Raw genomic sequence first — 19,239 nt, 5'->3', positions numbered from 1 at the left:
CGCCTTGAAAGGCCTCACTCCTCGTAGTTGTCGCGAACCAGCCGGTCGAGCAGCCTGACGCCGAAGCCGGAGGCCCATGACTGGTTGATCTCGCTGGACGGCGCGCCCATCGCGGTGCCGGCGATGTCGAGATGCGCCCAGGGTGTATCCCTGACGAATCGCTGCAGGAACTGCGCCGCGATGATGGCACCGCCATAGCGGCCGCCGATGTTCTTCATGTCGGCATTTTTCGAATCGATCAGCTTGTCGTATTCGGTGCCGAGCGGCATCCGCCACACGCGTTCCTGCGTCGCCTGCCCGGCGCTCGTCAGCCTGTTCGCCAATTCGTCATTGTTGGAGAACAGCCCGGCATAGTGCTGGCCGAGCGCGACCATGGTGGCGCCGGTCAGCGTCGCCAGATTGACCATGAATTTCGGCTGGAAGCGATCGCTGCAGTACCACAGCGCATCGGCCAGGACGAGGCGGCCTTCGGCGTCGGTGTTGAGCACCTCGATGGTCTGGCCCGACATCGAAGTGACGATGTCGCCGGGGCGCTGCGCATGGCCGTCGACGGCATTTTCCACCAGCCCGATGATGCCGACGACATTGGCCTTGGCCTTGCGCGCGGCCAGCGCGTGCATCAGCCCGGTCACCGCGGCCGCGCCGCCCATGTCGCCCTTCATGTCCTCCATGCCGGAGGCCGTCTTTATCGAATTGCCGCCGGTGTCGAAAGTGACGCCTTTACCGACGAAAGCAATCGGGCTGTCCTTGGCCTTGCCGCCGTTCCATCGCATGACGGCCAGGCGCGCGCCACGCGGCGAGCCTTGTGCGACGCCGAGCAGCGCGCCCATGCCGAGCTTCTTCATCTCCTTCTCGACCAGGATCTCGACCGCGACGCCGAGCGCCTCCAGTTCGTTGACGCGGGCGGCGAATTCCACCGGCCCCAGTATATTGGCCGGTTCGTTGACCAGATCGCGCGCCAGGAGCACCCCGTCGATCACCGCAACCTCGTCGGCGAAGGCCTTTTTCGCCGCCGCCGGATCGGCGGTGTGGATGGTCACCTTAACCGGCTTTTTGGGCTCGGCCTTGTTGCCGTCGCGCTGGCCGTCGCCATTGTCCTTTTTCGTCTTGTACTTGTCGAAAGCATAGCTGCGCAGAAGAATGCCCGCGGCAAGCTGTGCCGCTTGCCTGCCGCCGACGTCAGCACCCGGCAGATCGAGCATGACCGCCACCTCCGTCGCCTTGCGCAAGGATGCAGCGATGGTGCCGCCAAGCTTGAGCCAGGCATAGTCGTCGAGCGCCGAGACCTTTCCGGCGCCGACCGCCACCAGCCGGTCGAGCGATGTGCCCTCCGGCGCCAGCACTTCGACCAGACCGGCGAACTTGCCGGAAAAGTCGGCCACCGGAAACGCCCGCTCCAGGGTCTTTGCCGGATCGCAAGCCTTTGCCGCGTCGCCGAGACCGCCATCGTTGGCCGCCAGCATGAAGACGCTGCCTTTTTTGGGCACTGCGAACCTGGCAAAGGCGATCGAAGGTCTCGAAGTCATCATGTCCTGCTTTCGGGAAAGGCGTTGGGTTTTCGGGGGAGTGCCTTGACGAACCAGATATTTGGCTGTTTCCGACCGGAAGCACCACCCCCATTTTCAATCATCGCCCCTGCCTGGCGATCTGCTGCGTATTGTGTTGGCGCCGATCACGACCGCACCGTGAAAAATCGATTCCTGGCCGGCTTTACTGCGCAATTCTGTTACTTCTGCTTTCATGCCTGTACCTGTCGCAGCCGCGGCGGCCATGTCAGTGACCGGCGCGACATTTGGTCGTTTTCCGGCATTTGGCAAGACTTTGCCGGAATCCGATCCCATATGGCAGATGGAATCGATGGCGATTCGTCGCGGCACGGCCCCGCTTTACTGCCGCAACCTGTTGTTAACCATTGATGTTCGCCCTTTCTTATCCAATGCCGCCGACACTCCGGCCACCGGAAACAACGATGTGGGACGGGAACCAGATCGAACCGCCAACGGACCGGTTGTGCAGGCGTCGCCGGGCGACTACCTTGTCTGGAGGCATGATGCCGTTCGGCAAAATCGAGAAAAGCCTTCATGAAGGTCGTTGAACGCTACATCATGCGTCGTGCGTTGGCGGTCTTCCTCGCAGCGCTCATCTGGACGCTGGCGATCGTGTGGACGACGCAGGTGCTCGCCCGCATCGATCTCGTGACCGACAGCGGGCAGTCGGCGCTGACCTTCTTCGAGGTCGCTGCGCTGATCATTCCGTCGATCGTCCCGATCGTCGTGCCCTTCGCCCTGGTGGTCGCGGTCGCGCAAACACTGAGCGCGATGAATTCCGATTCTGAGCTTGCCGTCTTGAACGCCGCCGGCGCTTCGCGCTGGACCATCGTCAGGCCGATCATGCTCCTGGCGCTGGCGGCCAGTGTTTTTTCGTTCGCCGTCGACAACGGCGTCGACCCCTATGCACGACAGAAAAACCGCGAGCTGGTGGCGTCGTCGCGCGCCGATCTTCTGTCGCTCATCATCCAGGAAGGCACCTTCCACAAGATCGACGACGGCCTGTTCCTGCAGATCGGCCAGCGGCTTCCGGACAACCGCCTTGGCGGCATTTTTGTCGCCGATTCACGCGAAGAAGGCGTCAACCTCGTCTACTACGCCAAGAGCGGCGCCATCATCGAAAGCGGCGACGAGAGGGTGCTGATGATGAACGACGGCGTCATCCATCGCAAAACGCTGGCCGGCGATCTTTCGGTCATCCGGTTCACCTCCTATGCCTTCGACCTGTCGGCCTTCATGTCGGCCTCATCGGAGGTATTGCTGTTGCCGAAGGACCGGACGACACAGTACCTGCTCAATCCCAGTCCGAACGACAAGATGTTCCAGAAAAGGCCGAACAAGTACCTGGCCGAGGTCCACCAGCGTTTCTCCGAATGGTCCTATTCACTCGTTTTCGCGCTGATCGCGCTTGCGGTCGCGGGAGACGCGCGTTCCCATCGCGAGGCGCGCATTCATCCGCTGATCACGTCTATCGCAATTGCCCTTTTCGTGCGCTGGCTCGGTTTCTTTGCCGCTGGGAAGGCCGACAACATTCCGCAATACGCCTATATGGTCTACGGCGTTCCTATTGTGGCGTCCGCAGTCGCGACATGGTTCATCGTCTCCAACCGGACCATGGAGCTGCCGGTCGCCTGGGCCGACTGGATGACGAATTTCGCCGGCCGCTTCGGTGACGGCTGGAGCGCCCTGAAGCTCCGCTTCGCCAGGCGCGGCGCTTCTGGCCAAGAGGCCGGCTGATGGGCTGGACACGCTAATGGGCTGGACTCTGGGCAGATACTTCTTCTTCCGCTACGTGACGATCACCATCTGGTTCTTCATCGGCCTCCTGGCGCTTGTGTTCCTGATCGACTTCACCGAGCTTTCCGGCCGCACGACCGGCTTGCCGGGTTTTACCTACGGCACGGCGTTTGCCATCTCAGGGTTGCGAATGCCGATGATCATGCTGCAGACGGTGCCGTTCGTCGGCCTGTTCTCGGCGATGGCGACGCTGGTCTCGCTTAATCGCAGGTATGAACTGGTCATCGCGCGTTCCGCCGGCGTATCCGCATGGCAATTTCTGCTGCCGTGCTGCATCGGGGCGCTGCTGTTCGGGGTGTTGTCGGTCGGCGTCATCAATCCGATCGCCGCGTATGCGTTTTCCTGGTCCGAAAAAATCGAAACCCAGCTCCGCTCTGGCAAGTCGAACACCGTCTCGGCTGACGCCGAGCCCTGGATCCGGCAGAAAACCAGTTCCGGCGATACCATCATCGGCGCGCGCGGCATCCTCAATCAGGGCCTGGAGATGGCCGACGCCGCCTTCTTCGTCCTCAACCCGCAAGGCGACATCGTCGAACGCAAGGACGCGGCGCACGCCTATTTGCGGGATGGTTACTGGGAACTGCAGGACGTCAAGGTGTTCCGGGACGGCAACATCCAAGCGGTGGCAACCGACCGCATACCGACCGATCTCAAGCCCGAGTTCGTGCAAGAGCGGCTGGCGCGCCCGGAAACCATCCCCTTCTACGATCTGCCCGGGAAGATCGAGGTTGCCCGCTCCTTCGGCCTCAAGGCAAATGCCTTTGCCATGCAATTTGATTCACTGGTAGCGCTGCCGTTCCTTCTCGTCGCCATGACTTTGATCGCCGCAACGGTGTCGATGCGATTTGCGAGGATGGGACAATCCGCGACGATGATTCTGGGTGGCGTCCTGGCCGGGTTTCTGCTTTATGTCGTGACAGTGCTGGTCAAGGCATTCGGCGTGGCGGGATTCGTACCCACAGTCGTCGCTGCATGGGTTCCGGTTGTCGTGGCTATGTTCTTCGGGGTGACTTTCTTGCTGTACAAGGAAGACGGCTAGTGAGGGGGGCGGTTTTGCGCATCCATAGGCAGGCCGATTCGGCGCGCCTCTATGGGGCGAGCGCCTTGGCGTGCCTGCTCGCTTGCGTCGTTCCGAGTATCCCGGCTTTTGCCCAGGATATCAGCGGCATGGCAGCCGACGTTCCCACCGGTTCGCAAATGCTGCTGGCGGCAGATACGCTGGTCTATGACAATGACAACCAGACCGTAACGGCCGTCGGCGGCGTGCAGATCGATTATGGCGGCAACCGCCTCGTCGCCCAGCGGGTGGAATACAATCGCAACACCAAGCGGCTCGTCGCCAGCGGCAATGTCGAGGTCATCAACAGCGACGGCACCAAGATCTATTCGCAGCATGTCGACATCACCGACGATTTCGCCGACGGCTTCGTCAACGCGCTGCGTGTCGAAACCGTCGACAAGACCTATTTCGCTGCCGAAAGCGCGGAACGCATGGGCGGCGTGCTGACGACGTTCCACAACGGCGTCTACACGGCCTGCGAGCCGTGCGAGGACAAGCCGGACAAAGCGCCGACCTGGCGCATCAAGGCCAGAAAGATCATCTGGAACGGCGAAAAGAAGACGGTTCGCTTCGAGAATTCGAATTTCGAGTTCTTCGGCTTTCCGCTCGCCTATCTGCCGGCCTTCGAGATTGCCGACCCGACCGTCAAGCGCAAGAGCGGCTTCCTGATCCCCAGCATCGCTTACAAGAGCGACCTCGGCCTCGGCGTCAAAGTCCCCTATTATTTCGCGCTCTCACCAACCTACGACCTCACCGTCACCGGCAGCGGCTATACCAAGCAGGGCTTTCTCGGCGAAGCCGAGTGGCGCCAGCGCTTCAACAACGGCCAGTACAGTCTGAAGATCGCCGGCATCCGGCAAGAGGATCCCGACGAGTTTATCGACGACGACGGGCGCAATGTCGATTCGGGTGCGGCCGGCGACCCGAACGAGTTCCGCGGCATGATGGGCACCAAGGGCCAGTTCGCTATCAATCCGCGCTGGGACTTCGGCTGGGATGTCCTGCTGCAGACCGACAAGAACTTCTCACGCACCTACGCCATCGAAGACTTCGGCGACAGCGTGCATCGCTCCTCGATCTACCTGACCGGCCTCAACGGCCGCAACTATTTCGACGTGCGCGCCATGCGCTTTGTGGTCCAGGAAGAGGCACTCCCTGACGATCCGACCGCGCGCGCCGGCAAACAGCCCTGGGTGCTGCCCTCGCTCGACTACGCCTACATCCCCGACATGGCGGTGGGCGGCGGGCAGCTGTCGCTCAATGTCAACGCGCAGGCTATCAGCCGCGACAGGCTGGATAGGGCCCTTGCCGATCCGAACAACGCTGCGTCCGTCACCAGTGTACGCGGCATCGAGGGCCAATCGGGCCGTCTCACGGCCGAAGCGGAATGGAAGCGCACCTTCACCACCGATGGCGGGCTGCTGCTGACGCCCCTTTTGGCGCTGCGCGGCGATGCCGGCTATGTCAACGCCTCTTCGGGATCGCTCAATGCCATCAATCAGATGGCGTCTAACCTCGGCGTCGACGACGATACGCGATCGTCGCTCGCCCGGTTCATGGCAACCGCCGGGCTGGAAATGCGCTGGCCGGTGCTGTTCTCGTCGACCAGTTCCAGTCACATCTTCGAGCCGATGGCGCAGGTGTTCGTGCGTCCGAACGAGCAATATGTCGGCGGCCTCGCTGTTCCCAACGAGGACGCGCAGAGCTTCGTCTTTGATGCCACGACATTGTTCGAGCGCGACAAGTTCTCCGGTTACGACCGCTTGGAAGGCGGCACGCGCGCCAATGTCGGGCTGCGCTATTCCGGCGCCTATGACAATGGCTGGAGCACCAACGCGCTATTCGGCCAATCCTACCAGCTTGACGGCCAGAACTCCTTCGACGCGCCGGACCTGGTCAACGTCGGCGAAGATTCGGGCCTGGAGACCGCGAGCTCCGATTATGTCGGCCTTGTCGGCTTCAACAGCCCCGGCGGGCTTTCCGGCTCGGTCAGCGGCCGCTTCGACGAGCAGAGCTTCGAGATTCGCCGCGCCGAGGTGAAGGCAGCCTATTCCGGCTTGCCGATTTCGTTCAGCGCCAAATACGCCTTCATCCAGGCTCAGCCCCTCTATGGTTTTACGACCGATCGTCACGAGGTCACGCTCGGCGCCTCGGCGCAACTTGCCGAGAACTGGCGTGTCTTCGGTACCGGCACCTACGATCTCGAGCAAAGCGTCCTGGTCAAGGACGGGGTCGGCTTTGCCTATAGTGATGATTGCTTCACCTACTTGATGACATTCTCGGAATCCCGCGACCTGAGCAGCAAGGAAGTGTCGCAGAATATCGGTTTCAACCTGTCGTTTCGCACGCTCGGCGATTTCGGCTCGACGCAAAGCTCCTTCAACACTGTCCAGTAGCAGACCACTGGCCAATAACGGACGGGCGGAACGGGCGGCCGGCCAACGCACCAGCCCGAAAAATTCAAAGTGTCTTGAGCATACGTCGTGCGTCAAAGTGGACGCACATCGCAGCTAACGACATCGTTTCGCCGCATAGGGCAGGCACGGGTTCCAGTTCCCTCAAAATGCGATAAAATTGGGCCGCAACCGAGATAGGATTGGGATGCTTTCGATGAGGAAATACCTCTTTTCGGCAGGGTTCGCGCTGCTGGTGGCGGCGACCTCAGCCTCGATCACCATGATGACGCCGCCGGCTTTCGCCAGCCAGATCAAATACGTCGTCAACAACGTACCGATCACCACTGGCGACATCCAGCATCGGGCTGCCTTCCTGCGCCTGCAGCGCAAGAAGGGCAATGCCGCCGAGGAAATGATCGAGCAGACGCTGCGCGTCGCCGAAGCCAAGCGTCTCGGCATCCGCATCAGCGACGCCCAGGTCGAGGCTGCCTATCAGCGTTTTGCCACGACCAACAAGATGCAGCTCAAGCAACTCGATGGCGTCATGGCGCAATCCGGCGTCGGCAAGGAGCATTTCAAGGAGTTCATCCGCTCCCAGATGGCCTGGAACCAGGCGCTGACCGCGCGCCATCGCTCAGAGAGCGGCGGCTCCGTGAGTGAGCAGGACGCAGTCAGGCGCATGCTCGACAAGGGCGGCAACAAGCCGACCGCTATGGAGTACATGCTGCAGCAGGTCATTTTCGTCGTACCGGCGGCCGAGCGCAGCGCGACGCTGTCCAAGCGCAAGCGCGAGGCCGACGCCATGCGCGCCCGCTTCAACGGCTGCAACACCTCGCGCGAATTCGCCAAGGGCCTGATCGACGTCACTGTTCGCGATCTCGGCCGGATACTGGCGCCGCAATTGCCGCCGGACTGGGCCGACCAGATCAAGGCCACCAAGGTCGGCGGCGCCACCCCCACGCGCGAAACAGACCGCGGCGTCGAGTTCATCGGCATCTGCTCGTCGCGCGAAGTGTCCGACGACAAGGCCGCCCAGATGGTGTTCCAGAGCGAAGGCTCGAGTGGCAAGGACGCCGACGAGCTCTCCACGAAATATGTCGAGGAGTTGCGGAAGAAAGCCCGCATCGTCGAGCGCTGAAGTCGCCAGAGGCAGCGATGGCGCTGAGCGCCGGTGATCCATCCGGCGTTGGGCCGGAAATCGCCATTGCCGCCTGGCAGGCGCGCAACAGCGCAGGTGTGCCGCCCTTCTACCTTATAGCCGATCCGGCGCTGATTGCCGCACGGGCGCGCCTGCTCGGCGCCGATGTGCCAATCACGGAGACAGTGCCAGCCGAAGCGGAGCGCGTCTTTGGGCGCGCCCTGCCCGTCCTGCCGCTTGCCGCCCGCTTCGTCGACGACCCCGGCCGGCCGGACCCGGCCAACGCCGCCGGCATCATCGAGGCCATCGACCGCGCTGTTGACGACTGCCTTGGCGGTCGCGCGGCGGCGGTCGTTACGTGCCCGATCGCCAAGAAGCCGCTCTACGATGCCGGCTTCCGTTTTCCCGGTCACACCGAGTATCTGGCGCATCTGGCGACGCTCCACACCGGCGCACAAGCAATGCCGGTGATGATGCTTGCCGGTCCCGAGTTGCGCACGGTTCCGGTCACCATTCACATTGCGCTGCGCGAGGTGCCGGAAGCGCTGACGACGGAATTGATCGTCGCGACCGCCCGCATCACCGCCGCCGACCTCGAATATCGCTTCGGCATTGCCAAGCCGCGGCTTGCCGTTGCCGGCCTCAATCCGCATGCCGGTGAAGGCGGCGCGATGGGCGCCGAGGACGAGCGCATCATCCGCCCGGCGATCGAAAGGCTGAGGGCGGAGGGCATCGACGCTTTCGGGCCGCTGCCGGCCGATACGCTGTTCCACGCCCGCGCCCGAGCCGGCTACGATGTGGCGCTGTGCATGTATCACGATCAGGCGCTGATCCCGGCCAAGGCACTGGCGTTCGACGAGGCGGTCAACGTTACGCTCGGCCTACCCTTCATCCGCACTTCACCGGATCACGGCACCGCTTTCGATATCGCCGGCAAGGGCATAGCCCGGACCGACAGCCTGATCGCGGCGCTCAGGCTCGCCCGCAGGCTTGCCGACATCGGTGCGAAGGCTGCCGCCGCATGAGGCTTTGCATGAGAGCGGTCGCATGAGCATCGACGGGCTGCCGCCGTTACGCGCGGTGATCGAACGCCATGGGTTGCAGGCAAAAAAGGCGCTCGGCCAGAATTTCCTGCTCGACCTCAACCTTACCGGCAAGGTCGCGCGTGCCGCCGGCGACCTGACCGACGCCACGGTAATCGAGGTCGGTCCGGGTCCAGGTGGCCTGACCCGGGCGCTGCTGTCCCACGGCGCGGCCCGGGTCATCGCCATCGAGCGCGACGAGCGCTGCCTGGCAGCGCTCGCGGAGGTGTCAGATCACTATCCGGGCCGTTTGGAAATCATTGCCGGCGACGCGTTGAAGACGGATTTTGCAGCGCTTGCCGAAGGCGCACATGGAGGCAATGGACCTGTGAGGATCGTCGCCAACCTGCCCTACAATATCGGCACCGAACTTTTGATACGCTGGCTGACCGTCGCCGAGTGGCCGCCCTTTTACGCATCGATGACGCTTATGTTCCAGCGCGAGGTGGCCGAGCGCATCGTCGCCCGCCCCGGCAGCGATGCCTATGGCCGGCTGGGCGTGCTGGCAGGCTGGCGGACGGAGGCAAAAATCGCTTTCGACGTGCCGCCGCAAGCCTTCACGCCGCCGCCCAAGGTGGTGTCGTCGGTGGTGCATCTGGTGCCGCGGGCAAATCCGCTGCCCGCCGAAGTCAAGAAGCTCGGCCGCGTTACCGAAGCGGCCTTCGGCCAGCGCCGCAAAATGCTGCGGCAGAGCGTCAAGAGCCTCGGCGGCGAAGCCCTGCTCACCCGCGCCGGCATCGATCCGACGCGGCGGGCGGAAACCTTGAGCGTCGAGGAATTCGTGCGACTGACCAACGCGGTGTGATTGCGCCGGCCCCTAGTCCGTCTTCTCGTCGAGCAACCCCGAGACGAAATCGAACAGGCCGGGCCGGCGGTCGCGTCTGAGCCGCTCGGCGATGACTATGCCGCGTACCTCGGCGAAGGCACGGTCGAGATCGTCGTTGATGATGACGAAATCATATTCTTTCCAGTGCTCGATCTCGTTGCGAGCGTTCTTCAGACGCGTCTCGATCACCGATTCCTGGTCCTCGGCGCGGCGCTTCAGCCGCGCCTTCAACTCTTTCATCGAGGGCGGCAGGATGAAGATCGAGACGATGTCGGCGCGCATCTTCTCCTTGAGCTGCTGGGCGCCCTGCCAGTCGATGTCGAACAACATGTCGCGGCCCTGTGCCAGCGCCAGTTCGGCCGGCTCACGCGGCGTGGCATAGCAATTGCCATGCACTTCGGCCCATTCAAGCAGTTCGTCCGAATCGCGCAGCCGCTCGAACTCACGCATGGTGCGGAAATGATAGTGGACGCCTTCGATCTCGCTGCCGCGGCGCGGCCGCGTGGTGACGGAGACCGACAGTTCGAGACTGGAATCGCTCTCCAGAAGATTGCGCGCGATCGTCGACTTGCCGGCGCCGGACGGCGACGACAGCACAAGCATCAAACCCCGCCGGCGAATGCGGGAACCCAAATCCCTGGCAACCATAGGCTCCTTGGCGACCATCAGGGTTACTCCAGATTCTGGACCTGTTCGCGAAACTGGTCGACGACCGCCTTCAGCTCCAGCCCTATGGCGGTGATCGCAGCGGCGTTCGACTTCGAACACAGCGTATTCGATTCGCGGTTGAATTCCTGCGCCAGAAAATCGAGCTTGCGGCCGATGGCGCCGCCGCCTGCCAGCAGCACCCGGCCGGATGCCACATGTGTCCTCAGCCGGTCGATCTCCTCGCGGATGTCGGCCTTGGTGGCCAGGAACGCCGCTTCCATATGCAACCGGCTGGCGTCGAGATTGGCGGAGGCATCCATCAGCAGCCGCACCTGCTCGGTAATCCGTTCGCGGATCACCGCCGGCTCGCGCGACGGATCGGCCTCGGCGCGCAGTGTCAGCGCTTCGATAGCGTCGATATGACCGGACAGCAGCGAGCGCAGGGCGGTGCCCTCGCCCTGGCGTGCCTGCTCCAGCCCGCCCAGCGCCACTTCGAGCGCCGAGAGTATCGCGCTGTCGAGCGCCGCCCGCGCCTCTTCGGTTTCGACGGTTTCGGGGATGTCGAGCACGCCGCGCAGCGAAAGCAGCCCGTCGGCTGTCGCAGGCGCTGCGCCGAACATCTCCTGCAGCCGCTTGGCCAGCCCCGCCAGATCTCTCAGGAAGGCCTCGTTGACCACTGGCTGCGCCTGCTGGCCGGCTGCGCGGCCGACGGTCAGCGTTGCCTGGAAATTGCCGCGCGCAAAGCGCTTCTGCACCGTCTGCCTGACGGCCGGCTCAAGCCGCTCGAGGCCTTGCGGCAGCCGCAGCCTGACCTCGACGCTCTTGCCGTTGACCGACTTCACCTCCCAGGCGATCGACGTGCCGTCATGTTCGGCGACGGCCCGTGCAAAACCGGTCATGCTCTGCAAATTCATGATGCCCTTGCTTCCCCCTGGCGCATGATCCCGGAAGCGGTTCCGGGCCAGATCGTGCGCGGCTTCAAAATCCGGAGCGCCTGTTCGCGTCGAATCGGACGCAGGGCGCTCCTGATGACAAAATCAGCACGTCCCGGCCGTCAGACGAATCGGAGGGACGACTTCACAACCGTCCGGCGCTACTGCGCCGCCGCTCCGGCGTCGCCATCGCCGCCGTCAACCGGCGCGTCGGTCTGACCTTCCACCTTGGCGGCGTCGGCCTTGGCAGCACCGGCCTTGGCGGCTTCATCGGCCAGATCCTTCTGCAGCGCCCGGTAGCGGGCGACGTTCTCGTTGTGCTCGGCGAGCGTCGCGGCAAAGACGTGACCGCCGGTGCCGTCGGCAACGAAATACAGGTCGTCGGTCTTCGACGGATTGGCGACGGCTTCCAGTGCCGCACGGCCAGGATTGGCGATCGGCGTCGGCGGCAAGCCGTTGATCAGATAAGTGTTGTAGGGCGTCGGCTTCTTGATGTCAGACTGAAAAATCGGGCGGTCGGTGGGTTTGCCCTTGCCGCCGAACAGGCCGTAGATAATGGTCGGATCGGACTGCAGCCGCATGCCCTTGGCCAACCGGTTGAGGAAGACGGCCGCGACCCGCGAGCGTTCGTCGCCCTTGCCCGTCTCTTTCTCGACGATCGAAGCCAGGGTGACGAAGTCTTCGACACTGGCCAGAGGCAGATCGGGGGCGCGCCGCTGCCAGACTTCCTCGACAAGCTTCTTCTGGTCCGCCAAAAGCTTTTCGACCATCTGCTGGCGTGTCGCGCCACGGGTGAAACGCAGCGTGTCGGTAGCAAGGCTGCCCTCGGGTGGAATGGTCCCCGGCATATCGCCATCGAGCGCTGCCTGATCGGCGATGCGCTGCAGCGCCTGCTCGACCGTCAGCCCCTCGGGCACGGTCAGCGAATACATCACCGACTTGCCGCTCTTCAGCAACTCCATGATGTCGCGCATCGAGGCCTGCGGCTTGATCTCGTATTCGCCGGCCTTCAGGGCGGAATCATTGCCAAAAGCGCGCACGCCAAGGCGGAAGATGCGCGCATCGCTGATCAGTCCGCGCCGCTCGAGCTGCTCTGCAATCTCCTGGACGCCGGTGTTCGGCTTGACCAGGAAGGTGTCGGCATTGGCCGAAGGGCCGGGCTCGTTGAATTCCTGCTTGCCGAAATACAATGCAAAGCCAGCCGCCAGAACCATCAGCATCACCAGGGAGATGACGAAGTTCATGAACACGACGAACTGGCTGCGCGAGGCGCGCGAGCGCTTGGGCGGCGGCGTGCCGGCTTCAGGCCGCAATGCCTCGCTGGCCGTTTTCGGCACGATCGGGCCCGACGGTGCGGACCGTTGCCCGAATTGCCCGTTGTCCGCCGAATTTGTGCTCATGGCGCCCTACCGTTTGACCTTGCAACGAATCCCCTTGGGCACAGTAGGGGCGAATATGGCAAAATTGACGACACGCATAGACCGTGCCGGTCGGCGGACCGGTCAGCCATTGTAGCGCTGGAAGACCAGCGAGGCGTTGGTGCCGCCGAAGCCGAAGGAATTGGACAGCGCCACATCGATTTGGCGGGCGCGCGGCGTGTGCGGCACCAGGTCGATCGCCGTTTCGCGCTCCGGGTTGTCGAGATTGATGGTGGCCGGCGCGATGTTGTCGCGAATGGCGAGAATCGAATAAATCGCCTCGGCGGCGCCCGCCGCACCCAGAAGGTGGCCTATCGACGACTTGGTCGACGACATCGATATTTTCGACGCGGCGTTGCCGACCAGCCGCTCGACGGCGCCCAGTTCGATCGTGTCAGCCATGGTCGAGGTGCCGTGCGCATTGATGTAGTCGACGTCTGCGGGCGTCAGCTTGGCCCGGTTCAGTGCCGCCACCATGCAACGAAAGGCGCCGTCACCATCTTCGGCCGGCGCGGTGATGTGATAGGCATCGCCGGTCAAGCCGTAACCGGTGACCTCGGCATAGATCTTGGCGCCACGCGCCCTGGCGTGTTCCAGTTCCTCCAGAATGACGACGCCGGCGCCCTCGCCCATGACGAAGCCGTCGCGGTCGCGGTCATAGGGACGCGAGGCCGTTTCCGGAGCGTCGTTGCGGTCGGTCGACAGCGCCCGGCAAGCGGCGAAGCCGGCGATCGACAGCCGCGTCACCGGCGCTTCCGTGCCGCCTGCGACCATCACGTCGGCATCGCCCCACATGATCAGCCGGGCGGCATCGCCGATGGCGTGCGCACCGGTGGAGCAAGCGGTGACGACGGCGTGGTTGGGGCCTTTCAGCCCATGCCGGATCGAAACCTGGCCGGATACAAGATTGATGATCTGGCCGGGGATGAAGAACGGGCTGATGCGGCGCGGACCGCGCTCCTTCAGGATCATCGCATTCTCGGCGATGCCTTCGATGCCGCCGATGCCGGAGCCGATCAGCACGCCGGTGGCGCACTGCTCTTCATGCGTCTTCGGCGCCCACCCCGAATCCTTCAGCGCCTCGTCGGCGGCCGCGATCCCGTAGAGGATGAAGTCGCCGATCTTGCGCAGTTCCTTCGGCTCGAGAACGGTCTCGGGATTGAAGGTGGCATTCTCACCATTGCCGCGCGGGATGACGTGGGCGACCTTGCAGGCAAGATCCTCCACCTCGAACTCGGTGATGCGCTTGGCTGCGCTGCGGCCGGTCAGAAGTTCCTTCCAGCCATGCTCAAAGCCTACGCCGAACGGCGAAAGCAGCCCAAGGCCCGTGACGACGACACGCCTCATCGCAGGTCCTCCTCGGTGATGACTGCAAATAGCGTCAGGCCGAAGCCTTGTCGATGTACTTCACCGCATCGCCGACAGTCAGGATGGTTTCGGCCGCATCGTCCGGGATCTCTACGCCGAATTCTTCTTCGAACGCCATGACGAGTTCGACCGTGTCGAGACTGTCCGCGCCCAGATCATCGATGAAGCTCGCCTGCTCCGTCACCTTGTCGGCATCGACGCCAAGGTGCTCGATAACGATCTTCTTGACGCGCTCTGCGGTGTCACTCATTTGGGCATCCTCGTCTTTTGTTTGTCTGTCTTCGTTAGCGGGCAGAATGCCGCTAATCAAGCTGAAAGATGGTCCTGTCGGAAACGCAACGGCACCGGACCGGTTTTTGCCCGAACCGCCGGGTTGCGGGCCGCATTACACGAAAATCGGCCGGGCTCCAAGGCGAAAAGGGGTGTTTTCCCGCAACTGTCAAATCATCGCCATGCCGCCATTGACGTGAATGGTCTGACCGGTGACATAGGCGGCTTCGTTGGAAGCCAGGTAGGCGACGGCGGAGGCGACTTCGGCGCTGGTGCCCATGCGCCGTGTCGGAATCGCCGCCATGATCGCCTCTTTCTGCTTGTCGTTGAGCTTGTCGGTCATCGCCGATTCGATGAAGCCCGGGGCGACGCAGTTGACGGTGATGTTGCGCGTGGCGATCTCCTGCGCCAGCGACTTGGAAAAGCCGATCATGCCGGCCTTAGAGGCGCAGTAGTTGGTTTGGCCGGGATTGCCGGTGACGCCAACCACCGAGGTGATATTGATGATGCGGCCATGCCGGCGCCGCATCATCGGATGGGTGAGTTCGCGGGTCAGCCGGAACACGGCGGTCAGGTTGACCTCGATCACCGAATCCCAGTCGGCGTCCGCCATGCGCACGAACAGCCCGTCCTTGGTGATGCCGGCATTGTTGACGAGAATGTCGACGCCTTCGAGATCGGCCTCGGCCTTCTGGCCGAGCGCCTTGACGTCGTCGCGATTGGAAAGGTTCGCCGGGAACAGCTTGACCCGGTCGCCGAGCTCGGCCGCCAGCGTTTCCAGCTTCTCGACGCGGGTGCCGTGCAGGCCGACGACAACGCCCTGCGCGTGCAGCACCCTGGCGATCGCCTCGCCGATGCCTCCCGATGCGCCTGTGACGAGCGCCTTGCGGCCGGTCAATTCGAACATGTCTTTGATCCTCTTCCAAATCGGACAGGCCGGCGAATGTGGCTACCTGTAGACATCACTGCGGTGGCCCTATTGTAACCACCAGAATGACGAGCCGCTTGTCCTGCACATCGCAGATAATTCGATAATCCCCAACCCGGTACCTCCAAAAAGTCGCTAACGGTCCCTTCAGCGGCTTGCCGGCTTCACGCGGATTGTCGAGGGCGGCAATACGGTTCTCGATGAAGTCGCGGAGCCGGTGACGTGTCTGCGGATCCAGTTTTTCAATAAATTTGCGCGCCGAGCGGGCATATTCAAGCGTCCAGGCCACGCCAGAAGTCCTCGGCTGTCATGACGTCCTCCTCGCCACTTCTGATCCGCTCCAGCACTTCGGCCGCGAGGTAATAGTCTTCCACGTCCTCAAGACCGCGCTCGATGAGTTCGCGCAGATAATAAGCTTTACTGCGGCCAGTCCTGGCCGCGAGAAAATCCAGACGCTCTTCGATTTCGGGGGCAAGTCGGATTGATGTCGGCATTCCGATCTCCTGTGAATACATGTATTCACATATCCCGACGAGGCTAAGAATTCAAGCGCCCGCATCAGCCGGACGCGCATGGTTCAATCGAGCGCCGCCAGCGCCGCCTCGACATCGGCCGGCGTGCCGACCGCGCCGGTGGCGATGTCGCGGTTGATGCGCCGCGCCAGTCCCGACAGCACCTTGCCGGCACCCACCTCGTACAGCGTCGCAATGCCGTTGGCGCCAAACCATTCCACCGTTTCGCGCCAGCGCACGCGCCCCGTCACCTGTTCGACCAGGCGGTGGGCGATTGCATCCGGATCGCTGGACGGCGTGACCGACACGTTGGAAACCACGGGTACGAACGGCGCGTTCTTCGTCACGCCGGCCAGCGCCTCGCGCATGACCTCGGCCGCCGGTGCCATCAGCGCCGAATGGAAGGGCGCCGAGACCTGCAGCATCAGCACCCGCTTGGCGCCCTTTTCCGTGCACAGCTTCGCCGCCTGCTCGACGGCCGCCCTGGCGCCGGAGATCACCAGCTGGCCACCGCCATTGTCGTTCGCGATCTGGCAAATCGACTCTTTGGCCGCTTCAGCGCAGGCGGCTTCGACATCGGCCTGTTCCAGCCCGATGATCGCCGCCATGGCGCCCTCGCCGGCCGGCACAGCCGCCTGCATGGCATTGCCGCGGATACGCAAGAGCCGGGCGGCATCGGCGACCGAAACGAAACCGGCGGCGGCAAGTGCCGAATATTCGCCGAGCGAATGGCCGGCGACATAGGCGACCTTGTGCTTCAGCGAGAGGCCGCGCGATTCCAGCGCCCGGATGGCGGCGAGCGACACAGCCATCAGCGCCGGCTGGGCATTGGCGGTCAGCGTCAGCCTCTCTTCCGGCCCTTCCCAGATCAGCTTCGACAGGTTTTCGCCGAGCGCGTCGTCGACCTCTTCGAAGATCTTCCGCGATTCCGGAAAGGCGTCGGCGAGGTCCTTGCCCATGCCGACAGCCTGGCTGCCCTGTCCCGGAAAGGTGAATGCGACGGCCATGCGTGCCTCCCAAGCGGCTGATTTTTCCTGCCTGTGACGCAAGGCGGGCGGGCAAGTCAAGTCCGCTAGCACCCCGACCCGGGCCGCTCCGGCTCGGTATCGCTGGCCGAGTACCTGTTCCAAAAGGCTTTTTTTCGATCACTCATGATGAAAATCGCTCACGATTCGTTTGCTGGCTCTTCTTATTTCAGCCACAGACGCTAGCTTTTCGTGACATATCGATGACAGCTGAATGACACGTTTGTGTATGGTCGGGGGAATTGTAAGTTGGCAAGGATCAAGAAAGGCGTTGGCAAATCCGCGCCGCAGTTTCTGGAAGGCGATCCGGCCACCGGCTATCTGCCAGGCCGGAAATGGCCTGTTATCCGCTATGGCCTCGTCAGTCTTCTCGTCGCCACCATCCTGGTTTTTGCCATCGAACTGATCGTGCGCGGCGACTTTGCCGGCACCGTCGGCTTCTTCCTGCAGCCCTTCAAGCCGGGCTGGACCACCATCATCATCTTCGCGCTGATCCTGATCGGCCTCGATGCCGTGCTCGGCCGCAGCCACCAGAGCCTGATGATCGTCGCGCCGCTGACGCTGGCGCTGGCCTTTGTCGGCCACCAGAAATCGCTCTATCTCGGCGATCCGCTCTATCCGACCGATTTCCTCTATTCACGTCAGATCGTGGCGCTGATGCCGCTGCTGGTGCGCGAACGTCCGGGAACCGCCATCGCTCTGGCGGTCGGCATCGTCGGCAGCCTCTCGCTGCTCGTTTATGGCTGGCGGCTGTGGCGCCGCCGCGTACCGGCGCTCGGTCGCAAGGGGCGCCTGGCCCGGCTGACGCTGACCGTGCCGCTGCTCGCCTTCTTCGTGTCGATCATGGATTACGCGACGTTCTCGTGGACCCGCGACCGGCTGCAAATCATCCCGATCATGTGGGACCAGAAGGAAAATTACGCCTCCAACGGCTTCGCACTGGCCTTCGCCCTCAACGTGCCAATGGCCCATGTCCCCGCGCCTGCCGGCTACTCCGACAAGGCGATCGCGGCGATCGAAAGATCTGGCGTGAAGGCATCGGTGCCGGCCGAGAAGCCAGACATCATCATCGTCATGAGCGAATCCTTCTGGGATCCGACCGAACTGCCCGGCGTCACCATCACGCCCGATCCGATTCCCAATGTGCGGGCGTTGCGCTCCGGCCACGTGTTCTCGCCCGAATTCGGCGGCATGACCGCCAATGTCGAGTTCGAGGCGCTGACCGGCTTTTCCAACGCCTTCCTGCCGGCCGGCAGCATCCCCTACCAGCAATATGTCCGCGCGCCGGTGCCGTCGATGGCGACGTTCCTGAAGAGCCAGGGCTATGAGACGCGCGCCATCCATCCGGGCACAAGCTGGTTCTGGAACCGAACGCCGGTCTATGCGGATTTCGGCTTCGATGACTTCAAGTCCGAAGAAAACATGCCATATCTCGAAAAGCGCGGGCCGCTGACGTCGGACGCGGCGATGACCGACGAGATCATCCGCGAAGCCGACGCCACGGACGATCCGTTCTTCTACTTCGCGGTCAGCCTGCAAAACCACGGGCCCTACGAACCGAATCGCTATTACAATCCGACCCACAAGGTGCAGGCTCCGACCAGCCAGTGGGCAAAGGATTCGCTGCTGAGCTTCACGGAAGGCGCATCCGACGCCGACAAGAGCCTCGAGCGCCTCATCGAATGGGCGAAGAACCGGCGGCGACCGACGGTCATCGCCTTCTTCGGCGACCATCTGCCGCCGCTCGGTCCGGTCTATGTCGAGACCGGCTTCCTCAGGGATAACGTCGCGCCACGCAAGGAGCCGCCCGACCAGATGCTGCTGCATCACCGAACGCCGCTGATCGTATGGTCCAACCGCACCGGTCCGGTCGCGGACATGGGCACTGTCAGTCCAGCCTTTCTGCCCTACCATGTCCTGACCACGGCCGGGATCAGCCACCCGTATTACACCGGCTTCCTCGGCCAGATGCGCGAGCGCTACAGCGTCGTCGACCGCAATCTACTATTGACGCCGACGGGCGAGGACACGCCCGACTGGGGGCGCAAGAAGCAAATCGACCCGGCGATTCGCGATTTCCGTCTGCTGCAATACGACATGATGTTCGGCAAGCGCCGTGCAGCGCCCGATTTCTTCCCTGAGACGGTGAACAAGCGGATCCCGCATACAAGCTGAAGATGCCGCGACATGTCGTCCTGAGCGCGGCGGTTTTTCGGCTCGCCCTTGTCTTGCGGCCAAATTCCTGTATAGACGCCCGCAATCTGCCGGTCCTTGCTGGGGGCTGAACGGAGG

18 protein-coding genes are annotated in these 19,239 nt (G+C 63.2%); 8 read left to right on the top strand and 10 right to left on the bottom strand.

Annotated elements, in window-relative coordinates:
• Window positions 1-14: 14 nt before the first annotated feature.
• A complete protein-coding gene (locus AC0L2V_RS09910) occupies window positions 15-1,526 on the bottom strand; it encodes a leucyl aminopeptidase (protein WP_027152660.1) in 1,512 nt (503 codons plus the stop codon).
• 250 nt (window positions 1,527-1,776) lie between these two features.
• On the opposite strand from AC0L2V_RS09910, the gene AC0L2V_RS09905 reads away from it, so the two are divergent.
• The 7 genes from AC0L2V_RS09905 to rsmA all read left to right on the top strand — a co-directional run bounded on the left by AC0L2V_RS09905 (window position 1,777) and on the right by rsmA (window position 9,825).
• Window positions 1,777-2,085 (top strand): hypothetical protein, encoded by a 309-nt coding sequence (locus tag AC0L2V_RS09905; protein ID WP_128169248.1) that lies wholly within the window; start codon window positions 1,777-1,779, stop codon window positions 2,083-2,085.
• Window positions 2,082-3,284, top strand: a complete 1,203-nt coding sequence (gene lptF, locus AC0L2V_RS09900) for an LPS export ABC transporter permease LptF (RefSeq protein ID WP_473510019.1) — start codon at window positions 2,082-2,084, stop codon at window positions 3,282-3,284. The genes AC0L2V_RS09905 and lptF overlap by 4 nt, the downstream gene beginning before the upstream one ends.
• A gap of 16 nt (window positions 3,285-3,300) precedes the next feature.
• Complete coding sequence (gene lptG, locus AC0L2V_RS09895) at window positions 3,301-4,383, top strand: LPS export ABC transporter permease LptG (RefSeq protein ID WP_473510017.1); 1,083 nt, start codon at window positions 3,301-3,303, stop codon at window positions 4,381-4,383.
• 128 nt (window positions 4,384-4,511) lie between these two features.
• Complete coding sequence (locus AC0L2V_RS09890; RefSeq protein WP_473510016.1) at window positions 4,512-6,800, top strand: LPS-assembly protein LptD; 2,289 nt, start codon at window positions 4,512-4,514, stop codon at window positions 6,798-6,800.
• A gap of 205 nt (window positions 6,801-7,005) precedes the next feature.
• Window positions 7,006-7,938 carry a peptidylprolyl isomerase gene (locus tag AC0L2V_RS09885; protein ID WP_023800699.1) on the top strand — a complete coding sequence of 311 codons (933 nt, stop codon included), beginning with the start codon at window positions 7,006-7,008 and terminating at the stop codon, window positions 7,936-7,938.
• 17 nt (window positions 7,939-7,955) lie between these two features.
• The gene (gene pdxA / locus AC0L2V_RS09880; protein WP_473510014.1) at window positions 7,956-8,963 is read left to right on the top strand and encodes a 4-hydroxythreonine-4-phosphate dehydrogenase PdxA; all 1,008 of its coding nucleotides are present in this window, start codon (window positions 7,956-7,958) and stop codon (window positions 8,961-8,963) included.
• A 22-nt stretch (window positions 8,964-8,985) separates the two neighbouring features.
• The gene (rsmA, locus tag AC0L2V_RS09875) at window positions 8,986-9,825 is read left to right on the top strand and encodes a 16S rRNA (adenine(1518)-N(6)/adenine(1519)-N(6))-dimethyltransferase RsmA (RefSeq protein ID WP_473510012.1); all 840 of its coding nucleotides are present in this window, start codon (window positions 8,986-8,988) and stop codon (window positions 9,823-9,825) included.
• A gap of 12 nt (window positions 9,826-9,837) precedes the next feature.
• Here rsmA and gmk read toward each other — a convergent pair whose 3' ends face one another.
• From gmk to fabD, 9 genes are all read right to left on the bottom strand, one after another.
• Entirely contained in the window at window positions 9,838-10,494 is a 657-nt protein-coding gene (gmk, locus tag AC0L2V_RS09870; RefSeq protein ID WP_023800702.1) for a guanylate kinase, read from the bottom strand.
• A 23-nt stretch (window positions 10,495-10,517) separates the two neighbouring features.
• On the bottom strand, window positions 10,518-11,408 hold the full coding sequence (locus tag AC0L2V_RS09865; protein ID WP_473520012.1) for a YicC/YloC family endoribonuclease: 891 nt from the start codon (window positions 11,406-11,408) through the stop codon (window positions 10,518-10,520).
• A gap of 179 nt (window positions 11,409-11,587) precedes the next feature.
• Window positions 11,588-12,826 (bottom strand): endolytic transglycosylase MltG, encoded by a 1,239-nt coding sequence (gene mltG, locus AC0L2V_RS09860; protein WP_473510010.1) that lies wholly within the window; start codon window positions 12,824-12,826, stop codon window positions 11,588-11,590.
• 102 nt (window positions 12,827-12,928) lie between these two features.
• Window positions 12,929-14,191 (bottom strand): beta-ketoacyl-ACP synthase II, encoded by a 1,263-nt coding sequence (gene fabF / locus AC0L2V_RS09855; RefSeq protein ID WP_473510009.1) that lies wholly within the window; start codon window positions 14,189-14,191, stop codon window positions 12,929-12,931.
• Window positions 14,192-14,225: 34 nt separating this feature from the next.
• Window positions 14,226-14,462, bottom strand: coding sequence for an acyl carrier protein (locus AC0L2V_RS09850; protein WP_006203723.1), 237 nt, complete (start codon window positions 14,460-14,462; stop codon window positions 14,226-14,228).
• A gap of 189 nt (window positions 14,463-14,651) precedes the next feature.
• Complete coding sequence (fabG, locus tag AC0L2V_RS09845) at window positions 14,652-15,389, bottom strand: 3-oxoacyl-[acyl-carrier-protein] reductase (RefSeq protein WP_473520011.1); 738 nt, start codon at window positions 15,387-15,389, stop codon at window positions 14,652-14,654.
• 55 nt (window positions 15,390-15,444) lie between these two features.
• Complete coding sequence (locus AC0L2V_RS09840) at window positions 15,445-15,699, bottom strand: type II toxin-antitoxin system RelE family toxin (protein ID WP_473510007.1); 255 nt, start codon at window positions 15,697-15,699, stop codon at window positions 15,445-15,447.
• Window positions 15,683-15,904 (bottom strand): type II toxin-antitoxin system RelB family antitoxin, encoded by a 222-nt coding sequence (gene relB, locus AC0L2V_RS09835; RefSeq protein WP_091590868.1) that lies wholly within the window; start codon window positions 15,902-15,904, stop codon window positions 15,683-15,685. The genes AC0L2V_RS09840 and relB overlap by 17 nt, the downstream gene beginning before the upstream one ends.
• An 83-nt stretch (window positions 15,905-15,987) precedes the next feature.
• Window positions 15,988-16,929: an ACP S-malonyltransferase gene (fabD, locus tag AC0L2V_RS09830; protein WP_091590540.1), complete on the bottom strand. Its 942-nt coding sequence runs from the start codon at window positions 16,927-16,929 to the stop codon at window positions 15,988-15,990.
• Window positions 16,930-17,196: 267 nt separating this feature from the next.
• Here fabD and AC0L2V_RS09825 point away from each other — a divergent pair, with 267 nt between their 5' ends.
• Window positions 17,197-19,122 (top strand): LTA synthase family protein, encoded by a 1,926-nt coding sequence (locus AC0L2V_RS09825; RefSeq protein WP_473510004.1) that lies wholly within the window; start codon window positions 17,197-17,199, stop codon window positions 19,120-19,122.
• Window positions 19,123-19,239 lie beyond the last annotated feature (117 nt).

This window comes from Mesorhizobium sp. WSM4814, from assembly GCF_055811595.1.
The sequence above is the reverse complement of the archived record's forward strand: the minus strand, read 5'-3'. Positions and strand labels throughout refer to the sequence as shown.

What these genes read in the sequence shown, in the direction of transcription:
- AC0L2V_RS09885 (WP_023800699.1), top strand. Translation starts at nt 7,006, where the DNA reads ATGCTTTCGATGAGGAAATACCTCTTTTCGGCAGGGTTCGCGCTGCTG.
- mltG (WP_473510010.1), bottom strand. Translation starts at nt 12,826, where the DNA reads ATGAGCACAAATTCGGCGGACAACGGGCAATTCGGGCAACGGTCCGCA.
- AC0L2V_RS09850 (WP_006203723.1), bottom strand. Translation starts at nt 14,462, where the DNA reads ATGAGTGACACCGCAGAGCGCGTCAAGAAGATCGTTATCGAGCACCTT.
- relB (WP_091590868.1), bottom strand. Translation starts at nt 15,904, where the DNA reads ATGCCGACATCAATCCGACTTGCCCCCGAAATCGAAGAGCGTCTGGAT.
- AC0L2V_RS09910 (WP_027152660.1), bottom strand. Translation starts at nt 1,526, where the DNA reads ATGACTTCGAGACCTTCGATCGCCTTTGCCAGGTTCGCAGTGCCCAAA.
- fabG (WP_473520011.1), bottom strand. Translation starts at nt 15,389, where the DNA reads ATGTTCGAATTGACCGGCCGCAAGGCGCTCGTCACAGGCGCATCGGGA.
- pdxA (WP_473510014.1), top strand. Translation starts at nt 7,956, where the DNA reads ATGGCGCTGAGCGCCGGTGATCCATCCGGCGTTGGGCCGGAAATCGCC.
- AC0L2V_RS09865 (WP_473520012.1), bottom strand. Translation starts at nt 11,408, where the DNA reads ATGAATTTGCAGAGCATGACCGGTTTTGCACGGGCCGTCGCCGAACAT.
- AC0L2V_RS09890 (WP_473510016.1), top strand. Translation starts at nt 4,512, where the DNA reads ATGGCAGCCGACGTTCCCACCGGTTCGCAAATGCTGCTGGCGGCAGAT.
- fabD (WP_091590540.1), bottom strand. Translation starts at nt 16,929, where the DNA reads ATGGCCGTCGCATTCACCTTTCCGGGACAGGGCAGCCAGGCTGTCGGC.
- lptF (WP_473510019.1), top strand. Translation starts at nt 2,082, where the DNA reads ATGAAGGTCGTTGAACGCTACATCATGCGTCGTGCGTTGGCGGTCTTC.
- fabF (WP_473510009.1), bottom strand. Translation starts at nt 14,191, where the DNA reads ATGAGGCGTGTCGTCGTCACGGGCCTTGGGCTGCTTTCGCCGTTCGGC.
- gmk (WP_023800702.1), bottom strand. Translation starts at nt 10,494, where the DNA reads ATGGTTGCCAGGGATTTGGGTTCCCGCATTCGCCGGCGGGGTTTGATG.
- lptG (WP_473510017.1), top strand. Translation starts at nt 3,301, where the DNA reads ATGGGCTGGACTCTGGGCAGATACTTCTTCTTCCGCTACGTGACGATC.
- rsmA (WP_473510012.1), top strand. Translation starts at nt 8,986, where the DNA reads ATGAGCATCGACGGGCTGCCGCCGTTACGCGCGGTGATCGAACGCCAT.